Source organism: Dyella kyungheensis, assembly GCF_016905005.1.
Taxonomy (GTDB): Bacteria; Pseudomonadota; Gammaproteobacteria; order Xanthomonadales; family Rhodanobacteraceae; genus Dyella; species Dyella kyungheensis.
Window position 1 is genome coordinate 85763 of the sequence record NZ_JADIKC010000008.1, and the last position, 24108, is coordinate 109870.

16 protein-coding genes are annotated in these 24108 nt (G+C 65.3%); 6 read left to right on the forward strand and 10 right to left on the reverse strand.

What is annotated here, in order from left to right; genetic code table 11:
• Positions 1–4: 4 nt before the first annotated feature.
• From ISP20_RS17735 to ISP20_RS17745, 3 genes are read right to left on the reverse strand one after another with little or no spacing between them, the layout of a single operon-like run.
• A complete protein-coding gene (locus ISP20_RS17735; RefSeq protein ID WP_204637462.1) occupies positions 5–1330 on the reverse strand; it encodes an amino acid permease in 1326 nt (441 codons plus the stop codon).
• 19 nt (positions 1331–1349) lie between these two features.
• Positions 1350–2651, reverse strand: coding sequence for a Xaa-Pro dipeptidase (locus ISP20_RS17740; protein WP_204637463.1), 1302 nt, complete (start codon positions 2649–2651; stop codon positions 1350–1352).
• Complete coding sequence (locus ISP20_RS17745; RefSeq protein WP_204637464.1) at positions 2648–3718, reverse strand: aromatic ring-hydroxylating oxygenase subunit alpha; 1071 nt, start codon at positions 3716–3718, stop codon at positions 2648–2650. Before ISP20_RS17745 ends, ISP20_RS17740 begins: the two co-directional genes overlap by 4 nt.
• 58 nt (positions 3719–3776) lie before the next feature.
• Between ISP20_RS17745 and ISP20_RS17750 the strand changes: the two genes are divergently transcribed.
• A complete protein-coding gene (locus ISP20_RS17750) occupies positions 3777–4934 on the forward strand; it encodes a DmpA family aminopeptidase (protein WP_204637465.1) in 1158 nt (385 codons plus the stop codon).
• Between the two features lie 11 nt (positions 4935–4945).
• Here ISP20_RS17750 and ISP20_RS17755 read toward each other — a convergent pair whose 3' ends face one another.
• The 7 genes from ISP20_RS17755 to ISP20_RS17785 are packed head-to-tail and all read right to left on the reverse strand — an operon-like array spanning position 4946 to position 15426.
• A complete protein-coding gene (locus ISP20_RS17755) occupies positions 4946–6982 on the reverse strand; it encodes a S9 family peptidase (protein ID WP_204637466.1) in 2037 nt (678 codons plus the stop codon).
• Positions 6979–9522, reverse strand: a complete 2544-nt coding sequence (locus ISP20_RS17760; RefSeq protein ID WP_204637467.1) for a CehA/McbA family metallohydrolase — start codon at positions 9520–9522, stop codon at positions 6979–6981. The genes ISP20_RS17755 and ISP20_RS17760 overlap by 4 nt, the downstream gene beginning before the upstream one ends.
• A gap of 4 nt (positions 9523–9526) precedes the next feature.
• A complete protein-coding gene (locus tag ISP20_RS17765; protein ID WP_204637468.1) occupies positions 9527–10870 on the reverse strand; it encodes an acetyl ornithine aminotransferase family protein in 1344 nt (447 codons plus the stop codon).
• Positions 10871–10872: 2 nt separating this feature from the next.
• On the reverse strand, positions 10873–11676 hold the full coding sequence (locus tag ISP20_RS17770; protein ID WP_204637469.1) for a CoA-transferase subunit beta: 804 nt from the start codon (positions 11674–11676) through the stop codon (positions 10873–10875).
• Complete coding sequence (locus ISP20_RS17775; protein ID WP_204637470.1) at positions 11673–12518, reverse strand: CoA transferase subunit A; 846 nt, start codon at positions 12516–12518, stop codon at positions 11673–11675. The genes ISP20_RS17770 and ISP20_RS17775 overlap by 4 nt, the downstream gene beginning before the upstream one ends.
• 3 nt (positions 12519–12521) lie before the next feature.
• A complete protein-coding gene (locus ISP20_RS17780; RefSeq protein ID WP_204637471.1) occupies positions 12522–14096 on the reverse strand; it encodes an aldehyde dehydrogenase family protein in 1575 nt (524 codons plus the stop codon).
• A gap of 10 nt (positions 14097–14106) precedes the next feature.
• Positions 14107–15426 carry an aminotransferase family protein gene (locus tag ISP20_RS17785; protein ID WP_204637472.1) on the reverse strand — a complete coding sequence of 440 codons (1320 nt, stop codon included), beginning with the start codon at positions 15424–15426 and terminating at the stop codon, positions 14107–14109.
• A 105-nt stretch (positions 15427–15531) separates the two neighbouring features.
• On the opposite strand from ISP20_RS17785, the gene ISP20_RS17790 reads away from it, so the two are divergent.
• The 5 genes from ISP20_RS17790 (at position 15532) to ISP20_RS17810 (ending at position 23600) form a co-directional block, all read left to right on the forward strand.
• Positions 15532–16350, forward strand: a complete 819-nt coding sequence (locus tag ISP20_RS17790; RefSeq protein WP_204637473.1) for an IclR family transcriptional regulator domain-containing protein — start codon at positions 15532–15534, stop codon at positions 16348–16350.
• Positions 16343–17545, forward strand: coding sequence for a 3-oxoadipyl-CoA thiolase (pcaF, locus tag ISP20_RS17795; RefSeq protein WP_204637474.1), 1203 nt, complete (start codon positions 16343–16345; stop codon positions 17543–17545). The genes ISP20_RS17790 and pcaF overlap by 8 nt, the downstream gene beginning before the upstream one ends.
• Positions 17542–18936 carry a M20/M25/M40 family metallo-hydrolase gene (locus ISP20_RS17800; protein WP_204637475.1) on the forward strand — a complete coding sequence of 465 codons (1395 nt, stop codon included), beginning with the start codon at positions 17542–17544 and terminating at the stop codon, positions 18934–18936. The genes pcaF and ISP20_RS17800 overlap by 4 nt, the downstream gene beginning before the upstream one ends.
• A gap of 64 nt (positions 18937–19000) precedes the next feature.
• Positions 19001–21025, forward strand: coding sequence for a tetratricopeptide repeat-containing sulfotransferase family protein (locus ISP20_RS17805; RefSeq protein WP_204637476.1), 2025 nt, complete (start codon positions 19001–19003; stop codon positions 21023–21025).
• A 43-nt stretch (positions 21026–21068) separates the two neighbouring features.
• On the forward strand, positions 21069–23600 hold the full coding sequence (locus ISP20_RS17810) for a TonB-dependent receptor (RefSeq protein ID WP_204637477.1): 2532 nt from the start codon (positions 21069–21071) through the stop codon (positions 23598–23600).
• The last annotated feature ends 508 nt before the right edge of the window (positions 23601–24108 follow it).

Genomic DNA, 24108 nt, shown 5'->3' on the forward strand with positions numbered 1-24108 from the left:
GAACTCAAACCTTGGCCGGTGCGGTGGCGGCATGCGCCGATTTGCGACGCAGCCGCATGATGGCGTAGAGGGGCAGGCCTGCGGCGATCAAGCCCATGGCAAGCAGGAACGGCTCACGACCGCTGCCCACAAAGGCGAACACCGCGTACACGGCACCACCCATGGCGACCAGCAACACCTTGCGACCCATGCCGAAGGTGGCGTTGCGACGCCACAACACAGCCAGCGATAGCGAGCAGCTGAGATAAAGCGGAAGGTTGGCCGCCGTGACCACGCGGGTGAGGAAGGTGAATGCCGCTACCAGCGACTGGCTGTAGCTCATCCAGGTCATCACCGAAGCGAGCAGACCGGTGACGATCAGCGCGATGGCGGGTGCGCCACGACGATTCTGCCGCGCGAACACGGCCGGCAGCGAGCCGTTGTTGGCCATGGTGCGGGTGAGTTCGCCCATCAGCAAGGTCCAGCCATTGAGCGCGCCGAGGCCGCTCACCACCACGAACAAGGCGAGCCATCGACCGGAGCCGGCCGCCGCGAAGCGATCCATCAGCAAGGCGAACGGCGCATCGGCATTGGCCAGCTCCTTCTGTTCGATCAACAGCAGCGGTACCGCCGAGACCACGATGTAGACGGCCGCGACAAGGATGGCGCCGGCCATGGTGGCGCGCGGAATCGTGCGCCCCGGGTTGTTCACGCGTCCGGCCGGCACGCTGGCCGACTCGATGCCAAGCATCGCGTACAAGGCGATGGTCGAGGCCGCCAGGATGCCGCTGAAGGTGATCGGTGTGGTCGGCGGGTGGGCCACATAGCTTGCAGGCGAGGTGAGCAAGACCCATCCACCGAGCAGCGCGATGGCGACCATGGGCAACAGCTTCAGCACCGATGTCACGATTTGCACGGCGCCTCCCGAGCGCACGCCGAACAGGTTGACGATCACGAACAGCCACAACAGGCAGAGCGCGAACAGCACCGGCTGGATCACCGCCAGTTGCGGCATCACCACCGTGATGTAACCGACCACGCCCGTGGCGAGCGCCGCATTGGTCAGCCACAACGAGACCCAGTACGCCCACAGCGCCATGTACGCGGGAAGATCACCGAGGGTGCAGCGAATGTACTCGTACGGACCGTCGGCGGCCGGCAGTGCCTTGGACAGATGGGCGAACACGCGGGCCAGGATCAGGCAGCCGACCAGGGTCACCAGCCAGCCGATCAACGCATTGAAACCGTAGGGCGCGAGCGACGAGGGCAGGATGAAGATGCCCATGCCGATCACGTTGCCGACCACCAGGGCGGTGCAGGTCCAGAAGCCGATCTTCTTGCTTTCGCTCACGTCGTCTGCACTCGTTGGGTTAGTCGATGGAAACCGTCTCACCGGCCTTGATCACGCCTTGCACCTTGCGCAGGCATTCGACGTTCTGCAGCGGGTCGCACGCCACAGCGACCAGGTCGGCGGCCTTGCCAGGTGCAATCGAGCCGAGTTCCTTCTCCTTGCCCATCAGCCGCGCCGCATCGATGGTGGCCGAGCGGATCGCCTGCAGTGGTGTCATTCCATACTTCACCATGTACGCGAATTGGCGGGCGTTGTCACCGTGCGGATAAACGCCCGCGTCCGTGCCAAATGCGATATGCACACCCGCTTTTACTGCTTTGCGGAAACCCTCGCGCTGGGCGTCGGTGGTTTCGATGTTCTTGCGCAGGGTCTGCTCCGACCAGCCTTCGCGGCGGCCCACACTGTCGATGTAGTCACCGTTGTAGATATCGGCCACCAGCCAGGTGCCGTGCTGCACCATCAGCGCGATGCCTTCGTCGTCGATCAGCGAGCCGTGTTCGATGGAACGCACGCCGGCGCGGGTCGCCCGCTTGATGCCTTCGGCGCCATGTGCGTGGGCGGCGACGAACTTGCCGCGCTTGGCGGCCTCCACCACGGCGACGTGGATCTCCTCTTCGGTGTACTCCGACACGCCGGGCTCGGTGTTGTCGGCCAGCACGGCGCCGGTGGCGATCACCTTGATGTGGTCGACGCCGTGGTCGAGCAGGAAGTCGACATGCTTGCGCACGTCTTCCACGCCCTTTGAGACGCCGACGCGGAATTCCGGCGGCACCACAGTGCCCGGTGGCAACCCGGTGATCTCGCCACCGCCGCCGGGGATGGTGATGTAGGCACCGGCAACGAACATGCGCGGGCCCGGCACATAGCCGGCATTGATGGCATCGCGCAGCGCGATATCGGCAAAGCCACGGAACACGCCGACGTCGCGCACGGTGGTGAAGCCGGCACGCAGCGTATCGTGCGCATTCTTGGCGCCGATGAAGGCATCGCGCGCCGGGTTGCTCTTCAGCGCGGCACCGTAGTCGGCGGTTTCCATCTCGTCGGCCAGATGGGTGTGCATGTCCATCAGGCCGGGCACCACGGTATAGGCGGTCCAGTTCAAGACCTTGGCGCCGTTGCCGCTGCTTGCCGACCACGGTTGCACGGATACGACACGGCCTTCGACGATGGTGACCGCCTGGTCGCTCAGCAGCTTGCCGCTGTCCACGTCGAGCAGATGGCCTGCATGCACGACAGTACGTTGTGCGCCCTCGGCATGGGCAGCGGGCAGGGCACAGGCCATCGCGATGGCACACAACAGGCCGGACAACTTCATCGTCATGCAGGTTCTCCAGCGCCTTGGGCATACGCCGTGCGCAACAGGTTGTGGAAATGCCAGACGCCGCCTTCGCGCTTGGGGCACAGCCGGCCGGGCTCGTAGTAACCGGACGCGAGGCCCTTCTGCACGGCCTCGCAGATATCGATGTCTTCCTGCTGCACTTCGTCGCTGAAGGACTGGTCGGCATCGATGCGCTTCTGTGCCGCTTCCTCCTGCGCGTAGTAATAGTCGAATTCCACGCGGCAGCGACCCGGCCCCAGTGGCAGGATGCGGTTGGTCTGCAGACGGCCCGGCATGATGTTCAACATCACGTTGGGATAGATGAAGTAGTAGAACGCCTGGCCGTCGCCGTAGATCTCGGCGCTATTGCGCAGGGGCGACGATTGCAGCGAGTGCCACGGGAACAACTCGGTGTCGTAGGCGCGATAGTCCAGCACTCTGGACAAGCCCGGATGCACATGGGGCAGGTGGTAGCCCTCCAGGAAGTTGTCGATGTAGACCTTCCAGTTGCAGTCGATATCGTAGCTGTCGCGGTGCAGATAGCGCATGTCGGACAGATCGATGGGCGCGATGCGCTCGGCAATGCCGCCGTAGACCTCGTCGAACGCGGGCACGCGTTCGTCCAGTGCCACGAACACCAGCCCCTGCCACTCATGCACGCGCAGCGGGGGAAGGCGGATGTCCTCCACTTTGAAGTCGCAGGCGCTTTGCATTTCCGGCGCGCTGCGCAGCTGGCCTTCCAGCGTGTACGTCCAGCCGTGGTACTTGCAGTGCAGGGCCTTCGCACCTTTGCCGTTGCACAGGGCCAGCGGACCGGCGCGGTGGCGGCAGACGTTGGGGAAGGCGCGCAACACATGGTCCTGGCCGCGCACCAGCAGGACCGGAACGCCGCCGATATGTTCGACTACGTGGTCGCCCGCCGCAGCGAGCTGTTCCTGGTGCGCCACCAGCTGCCAGCTGCGTGCGAATACCGCACGTTGTTCCATCGCGAGCATGGGTTCGCCGAAGTAATACTTCGGGTCGAGTGCGCGAGCGAGCGTGAGCTCGGTGATCTTCGTGTCAGCGTGCATGCGAAATGGGTTTCCCGGGATAGACTGATCCAACAAACGGTCGAACTCTGGAGTCTCCATGCCCCGCTGTCGTCTCGCGTTTGCTCTGTGTGTCCTGTGCGGCGTCGCCTCGGCGGCCGAACCCCGCGCCAGGAATCTTGGTATTCCTTTCGATGGCACGCCCGGTCCGCTCAATGCGATCACCGACGTGGCCGGCGTGACCGTGGGCCAGGTGACCCTGATCGAAGACCTTCCGAACGGACACAAGGTACGCACGGGCGTCACCGCGATTCTTCCGCGTGGGCACGACAGCTTCGACATTCCCACCTTCGGCGCCTCGTTCGCGCTCAACGGCAACGGCGAGATGACCGGCACCGCGTGGTTGGAAGAGTCCGGCGAACTGGAAGGCCCGGTGATGCTGACCAATACGCACAGCGTGGGCGTGGTGCGCGATGCGGTGATCGCCGAGCGCGTGCGCGGGGGTGGCGCGGATGCCTCGGGCTACTGGTGGTCGTTGCCGGTGGTGGCCGAAACCTGGGATGGCGACCTCAACGACATCAACGGTTTCCACGTCCGTCCCGAGCACGCGGCGCAGGCGCTGCGCGATGCGAAGAGCGGGCCGGTGGCCGAGGGCAATGTCGGTGGCGGTACCGGCATGATCTGCCACGAATTCAAGTGCGGCATCGGCACCGCTTCGCGGCGCGTGCATATCGGCGAGCGCGACTACACCATCGGCGTGCTGGTGCAGGCCAATTACGGCCTGCGCGACAGCCTGCGCGTCGCGGGCGTGCCGGTGGGCAAGTATCTTCGCGACGACCGTGTGCGCAGCGCATCCAACCCCGCTGCGGCCGACACCGGCTCGATCATCATCGTGGTGGCCACCGATGCCCCGCTGCTGCCGCAGCAGCTCAAGCGCATCGCCAAGCGGGCCGGCATGGGGCTGGCACGGATGGGCAGCTATGCCGGCAATGGGTCGGGCGACATCTTCGTGGCGTTCTCCACGGCCAATGCGCAGGCGCTGCACGATACGCCGCTGCAGCAGGCGAGCTTCATCGGCAACGACCATGTGGACCCCTTGTTCGAGGCCACGGCGCAAGCGGCCGAGGAAAGCATCGTCAATGCGATGATCGCCGCGCGCGACATGCAGGGCGATGGCGGGCACTACGCCAAGGCCATTTCGCATGCAGAGCTGATCGCGCTGCTCAAGCGCTTCGGGCGTTACGAACCACCGCATTGAGCCGAGCGTGCTCACGGAGTTGCACCGCCGATTTTCAGATAGCGGTCGTACCAGGCCAGGTTGCGTTCCATCCGGTCGCGCAGATAGCTCGGCACGGTCAGGCCGTGATGCTGGCCGGGATACATCACCAGTTCGGTGGGAACGCCGAGTGAGCGCAGCGCCTGGTACATCTGCTCGGCGCCAATGCAGGGCACATTGAAGTCGCGTTCGCCGCACTGGAACATCGTCGGCGTCTTGATCCGGTCGGCATGCAGGAACGGGTAGCTGGCGCGGTCGTAGGCATCGCGGTTGGCCCAGGGCGTGCCGAGTTCGAGTTCGTACTCGCGTGCGTACTCGTCGTCGCCATACATGCCATACATGTTGCCGGAGCCTGCGCCGGCGATGGCGGCCTTGAAGCGGGTATCGCGGGCGATGATTTCGTCGGTGAGGATGGCGCCATAACTCCAGCCGCCAATGCCCAAGCGAGCGGGGTCGGCAACACCCAGTGTCACCACGTGATCGACGCCGGCAAGGACATCCTGCGTGTCCTTGTTGCCCCAGTCGGCATAGATGGCCTTGGAAAACGCGAAACCGCGTCCCGAGCTGCCGCGCGGATTCACGGCAAGCACCGCATAACCCTGCGCCGCATAGACCTGCCAGTCGGGCATGAACTCATGGCTGAACTGGTACACCGGACCGCCATGCACACGCACGATGGTCGGATAGCGGCGGCCCGACACATAGCCCACCGGCTTGGTCAGCAGCGCATCCAGCGCGGTGCCGTCGGCACTTTGCAGATGCAGCGTTTCGGTGGTTGCCAGCTTCTTGCCAGCCAGCCACGCGTTCTGATCGTCCAGCAGGCGCAACTTCTCCGGTTCGACGGCGGAGAGGCGGGGAGGATGCGTGTTATCGCCGCCGAGCACGATCAGGTGACCGTTGGGTGACACATCCAGGTCGCTGTCGAAGCGGTCACCGTGGGTCAGTTCGGTGATCTTGCCGCTGGGCAACTCGACGCGCGACAGGTGAGTGACCTCGGCCTGCTCGATCAAGACGTAGATGCTGCGTCCATCGGGCGACCAGCGCGGCTTGGTGAAGCAACGGTCGATCGGCGCCGGCAGCGTCGCCTTGCCGCTGGCGACATCGATGATCGCCAGCTGCCACGGCGCGTAGTAGATCCACTTGTCCTCGCCGCTTTGCAGATAGGCGATACGCGAGCTGTCGGGACTCCATGCCGGGCGCGTTCCCCAATACGGATCGAGGTCGGAACCGGGGAACGTGGTGAGCTGCCGTTCCTTGGCGCCGGCACGCGGGGCAATCACGTAGATGTCGTAGTTGAGGTGACGGTCGGGATCGGCGCCGCGCTTGGTGACATAGGCAATCAGCTTGCCGTCGGGCGACCAGGCCGGCAGCTGTTCGTCGTGCTTGCCCGAGGTGATCTGGGTAGCGGCGCCACTGGCGATGTCCACGAGGTACAGATGCTTGTGCCGGTTGCCCAGCCAGCCGGTGTCGTCGTCCTTGAACTGGAAACGGTCGGTGACGATAGGCAGCGGATGCTTCGGTTTCTTGGTGCCCACCGGATACTCGGGATCGAACGCGATCGCCGCGAGCTGCTTGCCATCGGGCGAGAGCACGAAATCTTCGACGCCGCTTGGCAGATTGGTGACGCGACGTGCTTCGCCACCATCGGCGGGCATCACCCAGACCTGGGTCTTGGTGTCGTCGTCGCTCGCTTCGCCATCGAGCTTGCGGTCGGCAAGGAAGGCGATGAACTTGCCGTCGCCGGACCACTGCGGGTGACTCTCGCTGCTGTCGGGCGTATGCGTGAGCTGCACGCGGCCGCTGCCGTCGTAACGCACTCGCCACAGGTCCGACTGCGGCTCGTCGCGCTCCAGGTTCGCCGTGCTCACGGTGTAGACGATGGCGTTGCCGTCGGGTGACAACACCGGTTCGCCGATATCGGCCACGCGGTTAATGTCGGCGGCGTTGAAACGAGTGTCGTCTGCCTGGGCTGCGCCGGAAATGCAGTACAGCGCTACTAGCAGCAGGGACGGCCACAGAATTCGCTTCATCGCGTGCCTCGTGTCGATTCAATGGAAGTCGGTTCGCTGGCAAGGGCACGGTATGCCTCGCGTGCCTGATGGAGGTAATCGAGCGTCAAGCGCTTCTCCTCGGCGGTGTTGTAGTCGTCGCGTGCGGATGCCGCGTCGATGGTTCGTGTCAGCCAGTCGGCGAACCAGGCGGCATCGTTGCGCGCACTGGGCGCACGCACATGGTCGCCCAGCCAGACCGGGTTGGTGGTGGCGTAGGGGTAGATATCCAGCACCTGCGGATCGCCGCCGTCGTTCCAGGCGCGCAGCAGCAGCCAGCCGCCGTCCAGGTCGATGTCGCCTTCGCTGTCGAACGTATGGCGGTCGCCGCCAAGCGCGAAGGTCTTCACCACCTTGCCGTTATGCACGAGTTCCAGGTGTTGCACCGCCACCGGCGAGCGCAGGGCGACCCGGTAGCGATGCTTACCTGCGGCAATCGTGTCACCAGGCTTGGCCTCGTCGAGCAACAGGCCAAGCATCGGCCCGTTGCTGGCGAAGCCGTGGCCGGCCTTCAATGCGGCCATGGCGGCGGCTGCATCGCGTTTGCCGGCGGTATCGAGAAACACGCGGTTGAGGCCAACCGGTCCGCGCAGCGAGGCATAGTTCGCCATCGCGTCGGTGCCCGAGCCGGTGGGCAGGTGGAAGCCGAGATTGAGCAATCGATACCAGACCTGGGTCGTCGCCTTGTGGTCGGAGAAGCCGATCACTTCGATGTAATCCACTTTGCCGTTGATCACATCGGCCGGCAGCTCGTTGCTCAGCACGGCATCGTGCGCGGGATCGGGCAGGGTGTCGAACGGATGCACGTAGCCGACCAGGCCGCCCTGTGCGTGCGCAAGATCCGCGATCACGCCGTTGTGGGGATACGGACTGGCCATCGCCGTATGCCGATAGGCGGAAAAATCCGGCGTGATGAAATGATCGCCGAGGTTGAGCAGACCCAGGTGGCCCCAGAAGCTGGTGTGAAATTCCTGGCCGTGCAGCACAAGGCTGTGCGGCAGGCTGGCTGGGTCGGCGGCGGTGCGGAAGGAAGCGATATCGGGAATGCGTTCTTCCTTGTTGACCACCAGGTCGTAGGCGATATCGAGATCTTCCGCACGCGCCTGCCGTGCCAGGTTGGCCGGCGTATTGCGGTAATGACCGCCGTAGTTCATGTGGATATGCAGGTCGGCGCTGATCCATTGGCCGAACGCCGCAGGCAACGGTTGCGGAACGAGCGTGGCGCGCACTGCCACGCCGGGGCCGGCCGCGACATTCACCGTCTTGCGCCAGGGGGCATAGGCGAAACCGTGTTGCACCCAGATGTTCACGGCACCGACGGGTACGTCCAATGCGCATGGCGGTGCGCAGTGGAAGTAATGGGTTTCCGAGGATTGCAGGGTTCGGTCAAAGCCGTCTTCGCCATGCATCCAGGCGTCGTCGGGCGCGTAGGCGCGGTCGTCATGGCCAAGCACGGCGACGCGTGCCGGCGTGCGTTCGCCGTGTTCGTCGACGATGTCGAGCACCAGGCGAGCGTGTGGCGTCTTGTACTGGCGATGGACGGGCGTGACCGTTGCCGTGGCGCCACCCAGTGCGGTGAGGACGCGAAGGGCGGTGTTGCCTGCCTGGTTGTCGACGTAGACGATGCGTTTGCCATCGGAGGACCAGCGCGCGTTGCGGCGGTCGAAGTCGCCGAAGGTCAGTGGCAGCGGCGCAGCGCCCGTAGGAGTGGTCAGCCAGAACTGTTGCCATTGCCGGCCGTGATAGCTGGTGTAGAGCAGGCGCTTGCCGTCCGGGTTGAGTTCGGGCCGTGCGTTCCAGCTGGTTTCTTCGCTAAGTACCTTGCTGCGCTTGGCCGGATCGTCGACCGGCACCGACCACAGGTCGCCCGTGCCCCAGGCGATCTCCGGATTGCTGACGTAAAAGATCGTCTTGCCGTCCGGCGACCACGAAGGATTGATGGCGTGGTCAACCGCTGAATAGTAGTAGCGGTCCAGCGTGGTCTTGCGCTCGCCGAGCAAAGGGCGTGCATGGTGCAGGCCTGCTGCATCGATGTCGGCAATGAACAGGTTGAAGTGGCCTGTACCCTGCGTCGATACCCACGCGATCTGTCGCCCGTCGGGGGATAAACGCGGCTCGACGTTCACCGCGCCACCTGAAGTAAGCGCTTGCTCGCGCCCTGTCGTCAGATCGAGCCGCCACAACTCGATGGCGTTGCCGTCATAGCGTGTGAACACCACGCTACGGCCATTGCGTGCGACATCCGGCTGATTATCGTAGGCGCGTGAAGCGTGGGTCAGTTCCGTCGCGGTATCGCCATCGATACGCTGCTGCCACAGCGAGCCGCCCATGCTGTAGATCAGCGCATCGCCTGCGGGCGTGAAGCTGGCGAAGTCGGGACCGGTGGTGAGCTGCGGCAGGTAGAGCTCGCGCCAGTAATAGTCGTGCGGCAGATCGATCTGCTTGAGCACACTCTCGCGCGCCGCCTGCGTCGAGCCGGCGCAAGCGAGCAGGGCCAAGGCGAGGACCAGCCGGCGCCGCATCGCCTCAGCGTCCTGCCAGTGCCTGATCGAGACTGGCGCGCAGCAGGACCATGGCCTCGTCGATCTCGCCGGTGCTGACGCTGAGCGGCGGCATGAAGCGCACCGTACTGGTACCGCAGGAAAGCAGCAGCAGGCCGTTGTGGAACGCGCGGGTGACCACGGCGTCGCACAAGGTGCGGGCCGGCGTGCGCTCGGCGCCGGCTTCGATCAGTTCCATGCCGATCATCAAGCCCTTGCCACGCAACTCGCCGATGCAGGGATAGTCGCGTGCCAGCTCATGCAGGCGCGCCATGAAATGCGCGCCAGTCGCTGCGGCATTGTCGGCAAGACCTTCCGAAACGAGATCGAGCGTGGCATTCGCCGCCGCACAAGCGAGAGGATTGCCGCCATAGGTGTTGCCGTGTGCGCCGCGCTTCCACTGCGACATCAACGATTTCTTCGCGACCACCGCGCCGATCGGCAAGCCCGAGCCCAGGCCCTTGGCCAGCGTCATGATGTCCGGCACCACGCCGGTGTGCTCGCAGGCGAACATCCTGCCGGTGCGGCCCACGCCCGACTGCACCTCGTCGAAGATCAGCAGGATGCCGTGCTCGTCGCAGAGTGCGCGCAAGCCCGCGAGAAAGCCTTCGGGCGGCACGATATAACCGCCTTCGCCCTGGATGGGTTCGACCAGGAATGCCGCGACCTCGGAGGCGGGCACGCTGCGCTCGAACAGCATGCGGATGTAATCGAGCACGGCCTTGCCCTGGTCGGCCCCGGCGAACAGCGGGCGATACGGGTTCGGGTACGGCACATGCGTCACGCCTGGCATGGTCGGCGCGAAGCCCAGCTGCTGGGTGTACTTGCTCGAGGTGAACGAGAGCGAGCCCATGGTGCGGCCGTGGAAGCCGCCGAGAAAGCCGATATAGCGCGGCCGCCGTGTCACGTAACGCGCGAGTTTCAGCGCGCCTTCCACGGCTTCGGTGCCGGACTGGCACAGAAAGCTCATCGCCGCTTCGCCAGCCAGCGTCTGCATCGGCGCCACTCGCGCGAGGCGTTCGCCCAGGCCGAGCATCTGCGCATGCCAGTAGTCGCTGGAAATATGCAGGAACTGGTCCGCAGCGGCCTTCACCGCACCCACCACCCGCGGATGGGCATGACCGGTGGCGCATACCGCGATACCCGCGGCGAAATCGAGGAAACGGTTGCCGTCGACGTCCCACACTTCGGTGCCGCGGCCGTGCGACATGGCGAACGGATAGTCGCGTGGATACGAGGGCGAGATCACCTCGGCATCGCGGGCGATCATCGCGGTGGCCTTCGGGCCGGGCAGGGCGGTCTTGATATGGGCCGGATTGGGCACGGTCATGGTCACGGCAATCCTTCAGCGGGCAGCGGAATATGGACAGGGCGCGCATGCGCCTCGCGGGTACGCGCTTCGAGTGCGCGCAAGGTGTTGAGTTCGTGTGCGGTGGGCGCGGCAATGGTGTCGAGATGGTCGGCGACCCTTAGCGGCCAGCCGATTGCCGCGCGCGCCTCATCGACGCTGGCATCGGCGTACAACGCCACCAGCTGCAGCTCCTGAGTCTCGGGATGCGGCGCGAGCATGCCGACATCCGTGATCACCGCGCGCGGTCCGCCGCCGGATGCCCCGGCACGTGCCCGCGCGCCATGGCCATCGAGATAACCGGCGCTGGTGCGAAAGTCGAGCTGCTCGACGAAGCTGCGCGGCGACGCCTTCGCCATCACGAACACCTGTTTCGCGTGATGCGCGATTTCAGGTGCGCCGCCGGCCCCGGGCAGGCGCGTGGTCGGTGCGTCATACGAGCCGATCACCGTGCTGTTGAGGTTGCCGAAGCGGTCGATTTGCGCGGCGCCGAGAAAACCCACGTCCACGCGTCCCGCCTGCAGGTAGTAACTGAACACCTCCGGCAGCGAGATCACACAGGCGGCCGTCTCGGCCAGTTCGCCGTCGCCGATCGACAAGGGCAGCACCTCCGGTCGCGTACCGATGGTGCCCGATTCGTAGATCAGTACGATCCCGGGCGCGTGCGTCAGCCGCGCCAGATTGCAGGCCGCGCTCGGCAAGCCGATGCCGACGAAGCAGACCGCTCGGTTCTCCAATAAACGCGATGCGGCGATGGTCATCCATTCGTCGCGGGTGCAATCACTCATGAAACCGCCTGCTGCAAACCGGCGAGGAAGGTGCGGTGGTCGCGTGCGCCGATCACGTTCGCCTCCATCCAGGACCGGAAACTGTCGCGCTCGCGCGCAATGGCGTCCCAACGCTGATAGAACGCGTTGTCGCGCGTGTAATGACCTTGCGCATAGGACGGATACGCGCCGCCCGGGCAGTGCACCACGGCACTGACGATCCAGTGCGGCAGCACGATGGCGTTCATCGCCGGTGGCAGTTCGTCGACGATCTCCTCGACGGTGACGATCAGCGTTTGCGCCGCCAGTGCAGCTTCGCGTGCTGCGCCGATGATGCCTTCGATGGCGACATTGCCTTCGCGGTCCGCGCGCTGTGCGTGCAGGATCGTCACGTCGGGGTTGATCGCGGGAACGGCGGCAAGCGGCTCGCCGGTGAAGGGGCAGGTGATCTGACGGATGTTCGGGTTGCGCTCGGGCAGGTCGGTGCCGACATAGCCGCGCAGCACGCCGAACGGCAGCCGCGATGCGCCCGCGCAGAACGCGGTCGCCATACCCGCATGGCTGTGTTCGTCCAGTTCGATCGGGTTGGGCCACTGGTGTTCCACCGCATCGCGCAGGCGATGCAGCGAACCCACGCCGGGATTGCCGCCCCAGGAAAAGGTGAGCTTGCGCGCGCACCCCATGCCGATCATCTGGTCGTAGACCAGGTCGGGCGTCATGCGGATCAGGTGCAGGTCGCGCCGATGCTGGCGGATGATCTCGTGGCCCGCCGCAAACGGAATCAGGTGGGTGAAGCCCTCAAGCGCGAGGCTGGTCCCATCGGCGACGAAGTTCTCGATCGCATCGGCAAGCGAGAGATGCATGGCTCACTCCACCACGGTGCGCGACTGCTCGCGCAGGTATTGCGCGAGGTAGTAGAACGAGGCGATCGCCTTGCCGGTGGAACCCGACCCCTTCCAGCCGCCGAACGGCTGGTAGCCCGGCCACGCGCCGGTGGTGGCGCCTTGCGGACGGTTGGCATAGGTCACGCCCGCTTCGATATGGTCGTGGAACCACGCTACTTCGTCGTCGCTGCCGAAGAACCCCGCGGTAAGGCCCATCGGCGAATCGTTGGCCAGGCGCATCGCTTCATCGCGATCCTGGTAGCGGTGCAGCATCAGGATCGGCACGAACATCTCGTGCTGCCATAGCGGGTGCGACAGCGGTGCTTCGGCCAGTAAGGGTTCGACGTAGTAGCCGTTCGCCAGCGTCGGTTCGACTTCACCCAGTCGCGCGCCACCGCTGAGCAGGTGGGCACCGCCCGTGCGCAACGCTTCCGCGTATTGCCCGTAGCTCGCGTACGCCGTCGCATTGACGACCGGCCCGAGCCAGTGCTCGCGTCGACGCGGATCGCCCACGCGGATCGCAGCGATCTGCGCCTGCATGCGTTCAATCAGTGCATCGGCGACGCTCTCGTGGACATACAGCCGCGACAACGCCGAACACTTCTGGCCGCCCATGCCGTAGGCCGAGCGCACGATGCCGGCAGCGGCGCGGTCGAGGTCGGCATGTTCGGTCACGATGCACGGGTTCTTGCCGCCCATTTCCGCGATGCACGGGCGCGGATAGGTACCGCTGGTCATCTGCTGCATTAGCTGCCGGCCCACCGGCACCGAGCCGGTGAACGTGATGCCCGCGGTATGCGGGTGCCGTACCAACGCCTCGCCGACGTCGCGGCCCGCACCGGAAACATAGTTGAAGACACCCGGCGGCAGTCCTGCATCGCGGATGCAGTCGGCCAGCAGGCGCCCGGCCCAGGGCGTATCGCCCGCGCCCTTGAGCACCACCGTATTGCCGGTCACCAGCGCGGCAGCGGTGGGGCCGCCCGCCAGGGCGAGCGGAAAATTGAACGGCGCAATCACCACCCACACGCCGTAAGGCCGCATCACGCTGGCGTTATGCGATGCCATGCCGTCGATCGGATCATCGGGCAGCGCGTTGGTGTAGCCGGCGTGACTTTCAAAATCGTCGGCGTAGTGATGGAAGAAATCGACCGTTTCCTGCGTTTCGCCCAGCGCCTCCATGCGGTTCTTGCCCACTTCGAGGGTGAGCGCGGCGGCTATGTCGTAGACGCGTTCTTCCATGAGATCGCCAACGCGACGAACGAGCCGTGCACGCTCAGCCACTGACGTCGCCCGCCACGCCGGATAGGCGGCACGTGCCGCCTCCATGGCCGCATGCGCATCGGTGGCGTCGGCGAGTGCAAAGGAACCGAGCCTCAGCGTGCGGTCGAACGGCGCATGGCGTTCCACGTATTGCGCGGCGTCGCAGTCCGCGCCATCGATGAACAGCGGATGGCGCGCACCGGCTTTCGCCTCGACGCGCTTCATGGCCTCCTCGAAGCGCTCGTGCATCGCCTCGGGCGGGTTGTACATGGTGGCGTAGGTGAGACGGAAGCTCATCGATGTTTCCTCAGAGGCCCGAAGGAAAGAAGTGCGCCAACAGTCGATCAAGGAGGGCCAAGGCATCGGCCAGGTCCTGCTCATCGATCACCAGCGGGGGCGCCAGCAAGATCAGGTTGCCGCGGCAGGCGAGCGACACGCCCTCGCTCATCGCCGCATTGACGAGTGCGTTGAGGGTGTCTGGAGTTTTCGGCCATGCCGATAACGGTTGGCGGGTGGCGCGGTCGGCGACCAGTTCGATCACCGCGAACAGGCCGTGGCCACCGCGCACATCGCCGATCACGGCGTGACGCGATTGCATCGCCTGCAACTCGTTGAACATGTGATGGCCGAGCGTGCGCGAGCGTTCGATCAGCTTTTCCTGCTCGTACGCACGTAACGCGGCAAGGCCCGCTGCGCATGACAGTGGATGCCCGCAGTAGGTCAGTCCGGTGTAGAGCATCTGGTGCTCGAGGCGCGCCGCTATCTCCGCCGACAGCACCACCGCGCCCAGCGGCAGATGCGCGCCGGTCAGGCCCTTGGCCAGCGTCATCAGGTCCGGCTTGCCGGCGTCGCCGTAGCGCTGCCAGGCAAACCATTCGCCGCAGCGGCCAAAGCCGCTCATCACTTCATCGGCGATCAACGCCACCTGGCGCGTTTCGGTCGCTGCGCGCAGGCCGGGCCAGTAATTGTCGGGAGCGACGATGCCATTGGTGCCCGCGTTGGGCTCCATCATCACGGCGGCGACGTTGGCGGCGCCATGATGGTCGATCGCAGCGGCGACGGCTTCGACCGCACGCTCGCCGCAGATCGACGGATCGTGGCTGCCGAACGCGCCTTGATAGGCATACGGGGGCGGCACATGCACCACGCCGAAGGCGGCGGGATCGACCTGCGCCCGCGTGCGTGCGTCGCCGGACAGCGCCATGCACGCATAACTGGCGCCGTGATAGGAGCGGTCGCGCGTCACGATGCTGCCGTGCGGTTTGCCGCTCGCCTGGCGCGCGAACTTCACCGCGTTCTCGTTGGCGTCCGCGCCGGCCAGGGTGAAGAACACGCGGCCGCCGTCGAAGCCGGCTTTCTCCAGGATGGCCTCGGCCAGCTCCGCGCGCGGTTGCGCGCCCCAGGCCGAGGTGACGAAGCACAGCTGTTCGGCCTGGCGGCGGATCGCCTCGACGACGGCGGGATGTTGATGGCCGAGATTGCTGCACTCGGCCAGGCTGCTCATGTCGAGGATGCGTCGGCCGTCGGCGAGTTGCAGGTGCGCGCCGCTGCCGCCGACCACGGTCGGCGCTTGCCATTGGGACTGCACGCACCAGCTGTGCAGGACGCTGTCGTGTTCGCTTGCCAAGCCTCTCCCCCCGGAGTCTGCTTGTTCGATTACCGAACATAAATTCGTATTGCGAACTCATTGGAATCCTTCTACGCTCGGCCTGTCAATGGACACTTGCGACCTATGGCACCGGAATCTTTCGAGGACAGTGCGGATTACGTGCAGTCGCTGGCACGCGGCCTGCAAGTGCTGCGCGCCTTCAGTCACGACATGGCCAGTCCCAGCCTTTCCCAGGTGGCCGAGCGCGCCGGGCTGTCGCGCGCGGTGGCGCGCCGCCTGCTGCTGACGCTGCAGCATCTTGGCTACGTGGGCAGTCGCGGGCGCAGCTTCTACCTGTTGCCGCGTGTGCTGGAGCTGGGCTACAGCTATCTCTCCTCGCTGGATCTGACCGAGCTGGCACAGAACACGCTGGCCCTGTTGTCCGAACGGGTCGGCGAGTCCTGTTCGCTGGCGGTGCTCGACGGCAGCGATATCGTCTATGTGCTGCGTGTGCCGGTGCGACGCGTGATGAGCGTGGCTCTCGGCATCGGTGCGCGACTGCCGGCCTACGCGACCTCGTTGGGACGCGTGACCCTGGCGGACCTGCCGGAAGCCGAGCTGACGGCATGGCTGCGCGGGCAGAAATTCCGCGCGATCACCACGCACACGCTGCACACCACGACCGCGCTCAAGGCCGAGCTCAAGCGTGTGCGCGAACAGGGCTACTCGATCGTGGCGCGCGAGCTGGAACTGGGCTTGTGTTCGATCGCCGTGCCGATCCATGCCGCCGACGGTCGCGTGGTTGCCGCGCTCAACGTGGGCATGCCCTATGCCGACGATGCACCGGCGCGTGCCGTGAAGCTGATCCTGCCCGCCTTGCAGGACGCACAGCGCTCGATCGAATACGCGATCCAGCACGGCAGCTGGCAACCGCATATGGCGCTGACGAGAGCCTATGCATAGCGCCTTCCTGGTCGACGCCACGCGCACGCCGTTTGGTCGGCATGGCGGGGCGTTGTCCGGTGTGCGTACCGACGATCTGGCCGCGCGACCGATGGCAGCCTTGATGGCGCGTCACCCCGCGCTCGATTGGGCGGCGGTGGACGAAGTGATCCTCGGTTGCGCCAACCAGGCGGGCGAAGACAACCGCAACGTCGCACGCATGGCGTCGCTGTTGAGCGGACTGCCGGTAAGCGTGCCCGCCGTTACGGTGAACCGCCTGTGCGCGTCGGGTCTTGAGTCGATCGGTCAGGCCGCGCGGGCGATTGCCAGCGGCGAGGCCGAGTTGATCATCGCTGGTGGCGTGGAGAGCATGTCGCGCGCGCCCTACGTGATGGCCAAGGCGCACGGCGCGTTGGCGCGCGACCAGCAATTGGAAGACACCACGCTGGGCTGGCGCCTGATCAATCCGCGCATGCGGGAAAGCTACGGCGTCGATTCGATGACGCAGACGGCGGAGAACCTCGCGCGCGAACACGGCATCGGGCGCGCCGATCAGGACGCCTATGCGTGGCGCAGCCAGCAGCGGGCCGAACAGGCGCGCCAGCAAGGCTGGTTCGCCGAAGAGATCAGCGGCATCGAGGTGCCGATGGGCAAGCAGACCGCTACCGTCGATGCCGACGAGCAACCGCGCCCCGCCACGACCCACGAACAATTGGCCGCGCTCAAGCCCTTGCTTGGCGCAGGCACGAGCATCACCGCCGGCAACGCTTCCGGCCTCAACGATGGTGCCGCCGCCGTGCTGCTGGCGTCCAAACAGGCCGTGCGCAAGTACGGTCTCGAACCGCTGGCGCGCATCACCGGCATGGCGTCGGCCGGGGTGGCGCCTCGCGTGATGGGCATCGGCCCGGTGCCGGCGATCCACAAGCTGCTCGCGCGCAGCGGCCTTGCGCTGGCGGACTTTGATCGCATCGAGATCAATGAAGCGTTCGCCGCGCAGGTGCTGGCGTGCGCGCGCGCGCTGGGTTTGCCTGACGACGCGGCACAGCTCAATGCGACTGGCGGCGCGATCGCGCTTGGCCATCCACTAGGCGCCAGCGGCGCGCGCCTGGCGATGACCGCCGCCTTTGCCTTGCGCAGACATGGCCAGCGGCGCGCCTTGATCAGTCTTTGTGTCGGCGTGGGCCAGGGTTTGGCTTTAGCCATGGAGCGAGCATGAATCGTGTTTTGACCAGCGCACTCCTTGCCGCACTGTGCCTACCACCCGCGGCGGCACACGCGACCGATGTCGCCATCGGCGCGCAGAACGCGCTGGGCCGTGAGCTGCTCAATGAGCTGATCACCACCGACACCACCTCCGAACACGGCAGCACGACGGTGGCAGCTGAGCGGCTGGCCAAGCGATTTATCGCCGCGGGCTTTGCACCGGCAGACGTGCAAGTCGTGGGTGACGATCCCAAGCGGCGCAATCTGGTCGTGCGCCTGCATGGTCGTGGCGAGCGCGAGCCGATCCTGCTGCTCGCCCATCTCGACGTGGTCGAGGCGCGGCGCGAGGACTGGCATGTCGATCCCTTCGTACTGACCGAGCGCGACGGCTACTTCTATGGCCGCGGCACCATGGACATCAAGGGCGGCGGCGCCGGTCTGGTCGATGCGCTGCTGCGCCTGCATCGCGAAGGCTTCAAGCCCAAGGGCGACTACATCCTCGCGCTCACCGCGGGCGAAGAAGACGGCATCTCCAACGGCGTGCAATGGTTGCTGGCGCATCGACCTGAGCTGATCCGTTCGGCGTACTCGATCAATGTCGATGGCGGCGGCCCGGAAATTCGCAACGGCAAGCCGGCCGTGCTGTCGGTGGAAACGGCCGAGAAGGTGTTCCTCAGCTATACGCTCACCGTGCGCAATCCCGGCGGGCACAGCTCGCTGCCTACGCCGGACAATGCGATCTATCGACTGGCCAAGGGGCTGGATCGTTTGTCCTCGCTGCAGTTTCCGCTGCGCAGCAACTCGGCCACGCGCGGCTACTACGCCGAACTCGCGACCTTCGGTACGGACAAGAACGCGGCCGACATGCGGGCCGTGGGCAAGGATCCCTCCGATCCGGCCGCCCTGAAACGGCTGGCGGCATCGTCCACCTACAACAACGCCCAGCTTCGCAGCACCTGCGTGCCCACCTTGCTGCAAGGTGGCCATGCCGAGAACGCGCTGCCGCAGATGGCACGCGCCACCATCAACTGCCGCTTGCTGCCGGACGAGGATCCCAACCGGGTCGACCTCATGCTGAAGAACGCCGTGGCCGATGCCGGCATCGAGATCAGCCGCGTCGCACCACCGCAGCCCAGCCCGCCCAGTCCGGTGGACCCGGCGTTGTTTGCGCAAATTGCCAGCGCGGCGAAGTCGGTGTGGGGAGCAGTGCCGGTGTCGCCGATGATGTCGGCCGGTGCGTCCGACAGCGTGTTCCTGCGCGCGGCCGGCATGCCGTCGTATGTGTTCAACGGCTTGCCCTACGACGTGGACGATGACCGGTCGCACGGGCAGGACGAACGCATTCTGGTGAGTTCCTACTACCAGTCGCTGGAATTCAACTACCGGTTGCTCAAAGACCTATGAGTAGCAGCTGCCGCCCGATGCCAAGCCCCGTGCCGCACCGCCTGCGGCGTAGAGTCCTCGCGCCATGACCGCACACGACGCCAGCGGCACCCTGGAACAGGCGCTGGCGCATACCGCGCGCCTGTTGGAACGCGACCCTGCCATGGCCGCCGAGCAGGCCGCCGAAATCCTCAAGGTGGTCGAAAACCAGCCCGTTGCATTGCGCCTGTTGGCCGCGGCGCGCGCAGCGCAGGATGACCTGCCAGGCGCCATCGACCACCTGCAGAAGTTGCTGCGCACGCAGCCCCATTGGGCGCTCGCTCATTTCGACCTCGGCATCGCGCTCGCTCGTAGCGGACGTGGACAGGAAGCCATCGCGGCATTGCGCAAGGCGGTCGCGCAGAAGCCCGATCTGTCGCACGCATGGCGTGCGCTGGGCGATCTGCTGATGGCTGCCGGTGAGCACGCCCAGGCCGACGCAGCGTATGCGCAGCACGTGCGCTATTCCACCAGCGATCCGCGTTTGCTGGCGGCGGCCACCGCGCTGGTCGAAAACCGCATACCGGAAGCCGAGGCGTTGCTGCGCGAACACCTGAAGCAGACGCCGACCGACGTGGCGGCGATCCGCATGTTCGCCGAGGTCGCCGCACGCCTGGGCCGTCTTGAAGATGCGCAACATCTGCTCGCGCGCTGCCTGGAACTGGCGCCCAGTTTTCATGCGGCGCGCCAGAACTACGCGCTGGTGCTGCACCGGGGCAATCAGCCGGAACGGGCGCTGGTGGAGATCGATCGGCTGCTCGCGGTCGAACCCAACAACCTCGGCCATCTCAACCTCAAGGCCGCCGTGCAATGCCGCATCGGCGACTACGAGCCGGCCATCGCCATCTACGCCGACCTGGTGGCACGCGATCCGCGCCATCCCAGCGTGTGGATGAGCTACGGCCATGCCCTGAAGACGGCCGGCCACACCGCGCGCGCCATCGATGCCTATCGTCGCGGCGTCGCGCTGCAACCGTCGTTCGGTGAGATCTGGTGGAGCCTGGCCAACCTCAAGACCTTCCGCTTCAGCGCGGACGATCTTGCCGTGATGCGGCGGCAACTGACCCGCGGCGACCTGGGCGAGGATGATCGCCTGCACCTCGAGTTCGCCATTGGCAAGGCGCTGGAAGATGGCGGCGAGTACGAGTCGTCGTTTGCACACTACGCGCAGGGCAACGCCATACGTCATGCGCAGCTCAACTACCGCGCGGATGAAACGACGGCGCGCGTCGAGCATATCCGCCAGCGCTATACCAGCGAGTTCTTTGCCGCGCGCGCCGGGTGTGGCCATGCATCGGCCGATCCGATCTTCATCGTCGGCCTGCCGCGCGCCGGCTCCACTTTGATCGAGCAGATCCTCTCCAGCCACAGCATGGTGGAGGGCACCATGGAGCTGCCTGAGGTCACCTCGATCACGCGCAGCCTGCGCGAACAAGCGAACGCCGCCAGCGAGATGCCGTACCACGATGCGCTCGCGCTGCTCGATGCGAACGCACTGCACGAGCTGGGCGAGCGCTATCTTGAGCACACGCGCATCCAGCGCAAGACCTCGGCACCGTTGTTCATCGACAAGATGCCGAACAACTTCATGCATATCGGCCTGATCCATCTGATGCTGCCGAACGCGAAGATCATCGACGCGCGACGGCATCCCTTGGCCTGCTGTTTTTCAGGCTTCAAGCAGCACTTTGCGCGCGGGCAGAGCTTCAGCTACAGCCTGCAGGATCTCGGTCGCTACTACCGCGATTACGTCGCGCTGATGACGCATTTCGACCAGGCACTGCCGGGTCGCATCCATCGCGTCATCTATGAACGCATGGTCGACGACACCGAAGGGGAGGTTCGGCGTCTGCTCGACCATTGTGGCTTGCCGTTCGAGGAATCGTGTCTGCGCTTCTTCCAGAACGAGCGGCCCGTGCGTACGGCCAGTTCGGAACAGGTACGCCGGCCGATCTACCGCGAAGGCGTGGATCACTGGCGCCACTATGACCGCTGGCTGGCGCCTTTGGAGCAGGCGTTGGGACCGGTACTCGGCTGTTATCCCGAGCCGCCGGCATGGGGAGTCTTATAGCCATTAACTGATAGGTGTCGTCACTACCGGGGAGGGTAAGTCGATGCAGAGGGTCAGGCCAAGACAGCCAATACGTACCGACAGGGTGCGACTAGCCAGGTTGCCGCTTGCCGCGGCGATCTGTCTTGCAGTGGCGCCAAACGTTTTCGCGCAGGACAACAGCCAGAGCCAGAATCCGCCGCAGAGTCCGGCCGCGGAACCCGCCACGCCGGCCAAGCCCAAGACGCTGGGCGCAGTGACGGTGACCGCACAGAAACGCGAGGAGAACCTGCAGAAGGTGCCGATCAGCATCAACGTGCTGGGCGGCGAGCAGCTGCAGGAACTGCACGTCAAGAGTTTCGATGACTACGTGAAGTATCTGCCCAGCGTTTCCTACCAGACCTTCGGGCCTGGCTACGCGCTGATCTACATGCGTGGCGTGGCCAGCGGCGGCGACGGCAACCACTCCGGTTCCCTGCCGAGCGTGGGCGTCTATCTCGACGAAGAACCGGTCACCACGATCCAGGGTCCGCTCGATATCCACATGTACGATATCGCGCGCGTCGAATCGCTGTCCGGTCCGCAGGGCACGCTCTACGGTGCCAGCGCCGAAGCCGGTGCGCTGCGCATCATCACCAACAAGCCCGACCCGAGCGGATTTGCCGCCAGCTACAGCCTCGGCACCAACTCGGTCGATCATGGCGGCATCGGCTACGAAGCCGACGGGATGATCAATATCCCGTTATCGCCAAGTGCGGCGATCCGCCTGGTGGGTTGGCATGAGCACGATGCCGGCTACATCGACAACGTGGTCGGCGAGCGCACCTTTCCCACCTCCGGCATCACCGTCAGCAATGCCAAGGGTTGCTCCGGGCCGGATCTGGTCTGCACCGGCGCGGCCAAGAAGAACTACAACGACGTCGACACCAGCGGTGCGCGTGCGGCATTGAAGGTCAACCTCAACGACGACTGGTCGATCACGCCGTCGCTGATCGGACAGCAGACGATCGCCAATGGCAACGTGGCCTCCGATCCTCAGGTGGGCAGCCTGGCGATCACCCACTTCTATCCGGAGAAGACCAACGACCGCTGGATCCAGGCGGCGCTCACGGTGCAAGGCAAGATCGGCAACTTCGACCTGACCTATGCGTATGGCCATCTCAAGCGCAACCAGGAGGAATACACCGACTACAGCGACTACTCGTTCTGGTACGACACGCTGGCCGGCTACGGTGCCTACATCTACGACAACAGCGGTGCGCTGATCAATCCGTCGCAGTACATCCAGGGCAAGGACCGCTACACGATGGACAGCCACGAGCTGCGCATCGCCTCGCCCAAGGAAGACCGCCTGCGCGTGGTGGGCGGCCTGTTCTGGCAGAAGCAGGTGCACGACATCGAACAGGCCTACATGATCAACGGCCTCGCCGATTCGCTGGCCGTGCCGGGCTGGCCGAACACGCTGTGGTTGACTGAGCAACAGCGCAACGATCGCGACGAAGCGGTGTTCGGCGAGGTCTCCTACGACTTCATTCCCGAGACCTTGACCGGCACCATCGGTGGCCGCTATTTCCGCACCGACAACAGCCTGCAGGGCTTCTACGGCTTCAGCTCCGGCTATTCGCCCAGCTCGACTTACGGCGAGGCCGGCTGTATCACGCAGCAGCCTTATCACGGCGCACCGTGCTCGGACTTCTTCAAGACCACCTCGGAAACAGGCTCGCTCGGCAAGGCGAACCTGACCTGGCAGATCACCCCAAGCAAGATGATCTACGGCACCTGGTCCGAAGGTTTCCGCCCCGGCGGCATCAATCGCCGAGGCAGCTTGCCGCCGTACAAATCGGATTACCTGACCAACTATGAGCTGGGCTGGAAGACGACCTGGTTCGACAACCGACTGTCGTTCAACGGTGCAGTGTTCCGCGAGAAGTGGAAGGACTTCCAGTTCAGCATCCTGGGCGCCAACGGCCTGACCGAGATCAAGAACGCCGGCCAGGCGCAGATCGACGGCCTGGAGTCGGATCTCAACTGGGCCGCCACCTATAACCTGACCATCGGCGCGGGCATCGCCCTGTACAACGCGAAATTGACCGAGAACTACTGCGGCTTCACCGACACCAGCGGCACGCCGATCACCTACTGCCCCGCAGGCACGGTCAATCCGCTCACCGGTGACGTGGTGACGGGTCCGCAGGCGCCCAAGGGCACGCAGTTGCCGGTGACACCGAAGTTCAAGGGCAACCTGATGGCGCGCTACACCTTCGACGTCGCCGGCATGGAGGCCTTCCTGCAGGCCGCCGTGGTGCACGTGGGCGAACGCACGTCGGACTTGCGCGTCGTGGAACGTGGCCTGGTGGGCAACCTGCCCGCATACACCACCGCCGACTTCACCGCCGGCATCAAGCGGCATGGCCTGTCGCTGGACGTCTATATCAACAACGTGTTCGACAAACGAGGCCAACTCTACCGCTACACCGAATGCGCCGAAGCCGTTTGCGCGGCACACGACGTGGTGCCGGGTTATCCCAATGGCCAGGTCTATACCGTCATGACCCCGCCGCGCACGATCGGCATACGGTTGAGCCAGGAGTTCTAGTCAGGCGACCAAGGCGTCACGCAAACCTGTCGATGTTGCGTTTCACAGCCGGGCCCCATGGGGTCCGGCTTTTCTTTTTCTCCGGCCGGCATCGCTACGTTGCTGCCGCCCATTCGCCCTTTCGTCCATGGGTCAGCGGTGTCATACACCGAGGTCAGGCACGTTTATGCCTAGAGCTTGAGCCGAAAGAAACACCCATGATCAGCAGAGGAAATCCACCCACCCTGTCCGAGTCGCTGCGGACCGCGCTCGCCTAGGCGGACGACCCTCCGCCCGCAGCCGGTGTTGTGGCGGCTTTGGCACATAAGGCCGCCCCGCCGGAGCCATTTGGTTTCGCAAGGCAACCAAAAGGGCCGTCTGGAGACACTCACCATGACGATTCGACAGGGAGCGACGCGGCCAGGGTACTGGCATTCCGCGCAGGTGCCGTCGCAGCCTATCTCCACGCGACAAGCGGAGGCCCCGTAGACATGCCGAAGATCCAGGTTGCCCGTGATTGCTTCTTGAA

Coding starts and splice junctions, on each gene's coding strand:
- ISP20_RS17740 (WP_204637463.1), bottom strand. CDS start 2,651: ATGACGATGAAGTTGTCCGGCCTGTTGTGTGCCATCGCGATGGCCTGT.
- ISP20_RS17745 (WP_204637464.1), bottom strand. CDS start 3,718: ATGCACGCTGACACGAAGATCACCGAGCTCACGCTCGCTCGCGCACTC.
- ISP20_RS17750 (WP_204637465.1), top strand. CDS start 3,777: ATGCCCCGCTGTCGTCTCGCGTTTGCTCTGTGTGTCCTGTGCGGCGTC.
- ISP20_RS17755 (WP_204637466.1), bottom strand. CDS start 6,982: ATGAAGCGAATTCTGTGGCCGTCCCTGCTGCTAGTAGCGCTGTACTGC.
- ISP20_RS17760 (WP_204637467.1), bottom strand. CDS start 9,522: ATGCGGCGCCGGCTGGTCCTCGCCTTGGCCCTGCTCGCTTGCGCCGGC.
- ISP20_RS17765 (WP_204637468.1), bottom strand. CDS start 10,870: ATGACCGTGCCCAATCCGGCCCATATCAAGACCGCCCTGCCCGGCCCG.
- ISP20_RS17770 (WP_204637469.1), bottom strand. CDS start 11,676: ATGAGTGATTGCACCCGCGACGAATGGATGACCATCGCCGCATCGCGT.
- ISP20_RS17775 (WP_204637470.1), bottom strand. CDS start 12,518: ATGCATCTCTCGCTTGCCGATGCGATCGAGAACTTCGTCGCCGATGGG.
- ISP20_RS17780 (WP_204637471.1), bottom strand. CDS start 14,096: ATGAGCTTCCGTCTCACCTACGCCACCATGTACAACCCGCCCGAGGCG.
- ISP20_RS17790 (WP_204637473.1), top strand. CDS start 15,532: ATGGCACCGGAATCTTTCGAGGACAGTGCGGATTACGTGCAGTCGCTG.
- pcaF (WP_204637474.1), top strand. CDS start 16,343: ATGCATAGCGCCTTCCTGGTCGACGCCACGCGCACGCCGTTTGGTCGG.
- ISP20_RS17800 (WP_204637475.1), top strand. CDS start 17,542: ATGAATCGTGTTTTGACCAGCGCACTCCTTGCCGCACTGTGCCTACCA.
- ISP20_RS17805 (WP_204637476.1), top strand. CDS start 19,001: ATGACCGCACACGACGCCAGCGGCACCCTGGAACAGGCGCTGGCGCAT.
- ISP20_RS17810 (WP_204637477.1), top strand. CDS start 21,069: ATGCAGAGGGTCAGGCCAAGACAGCCAATACGTACCGACAGGGTGCGA.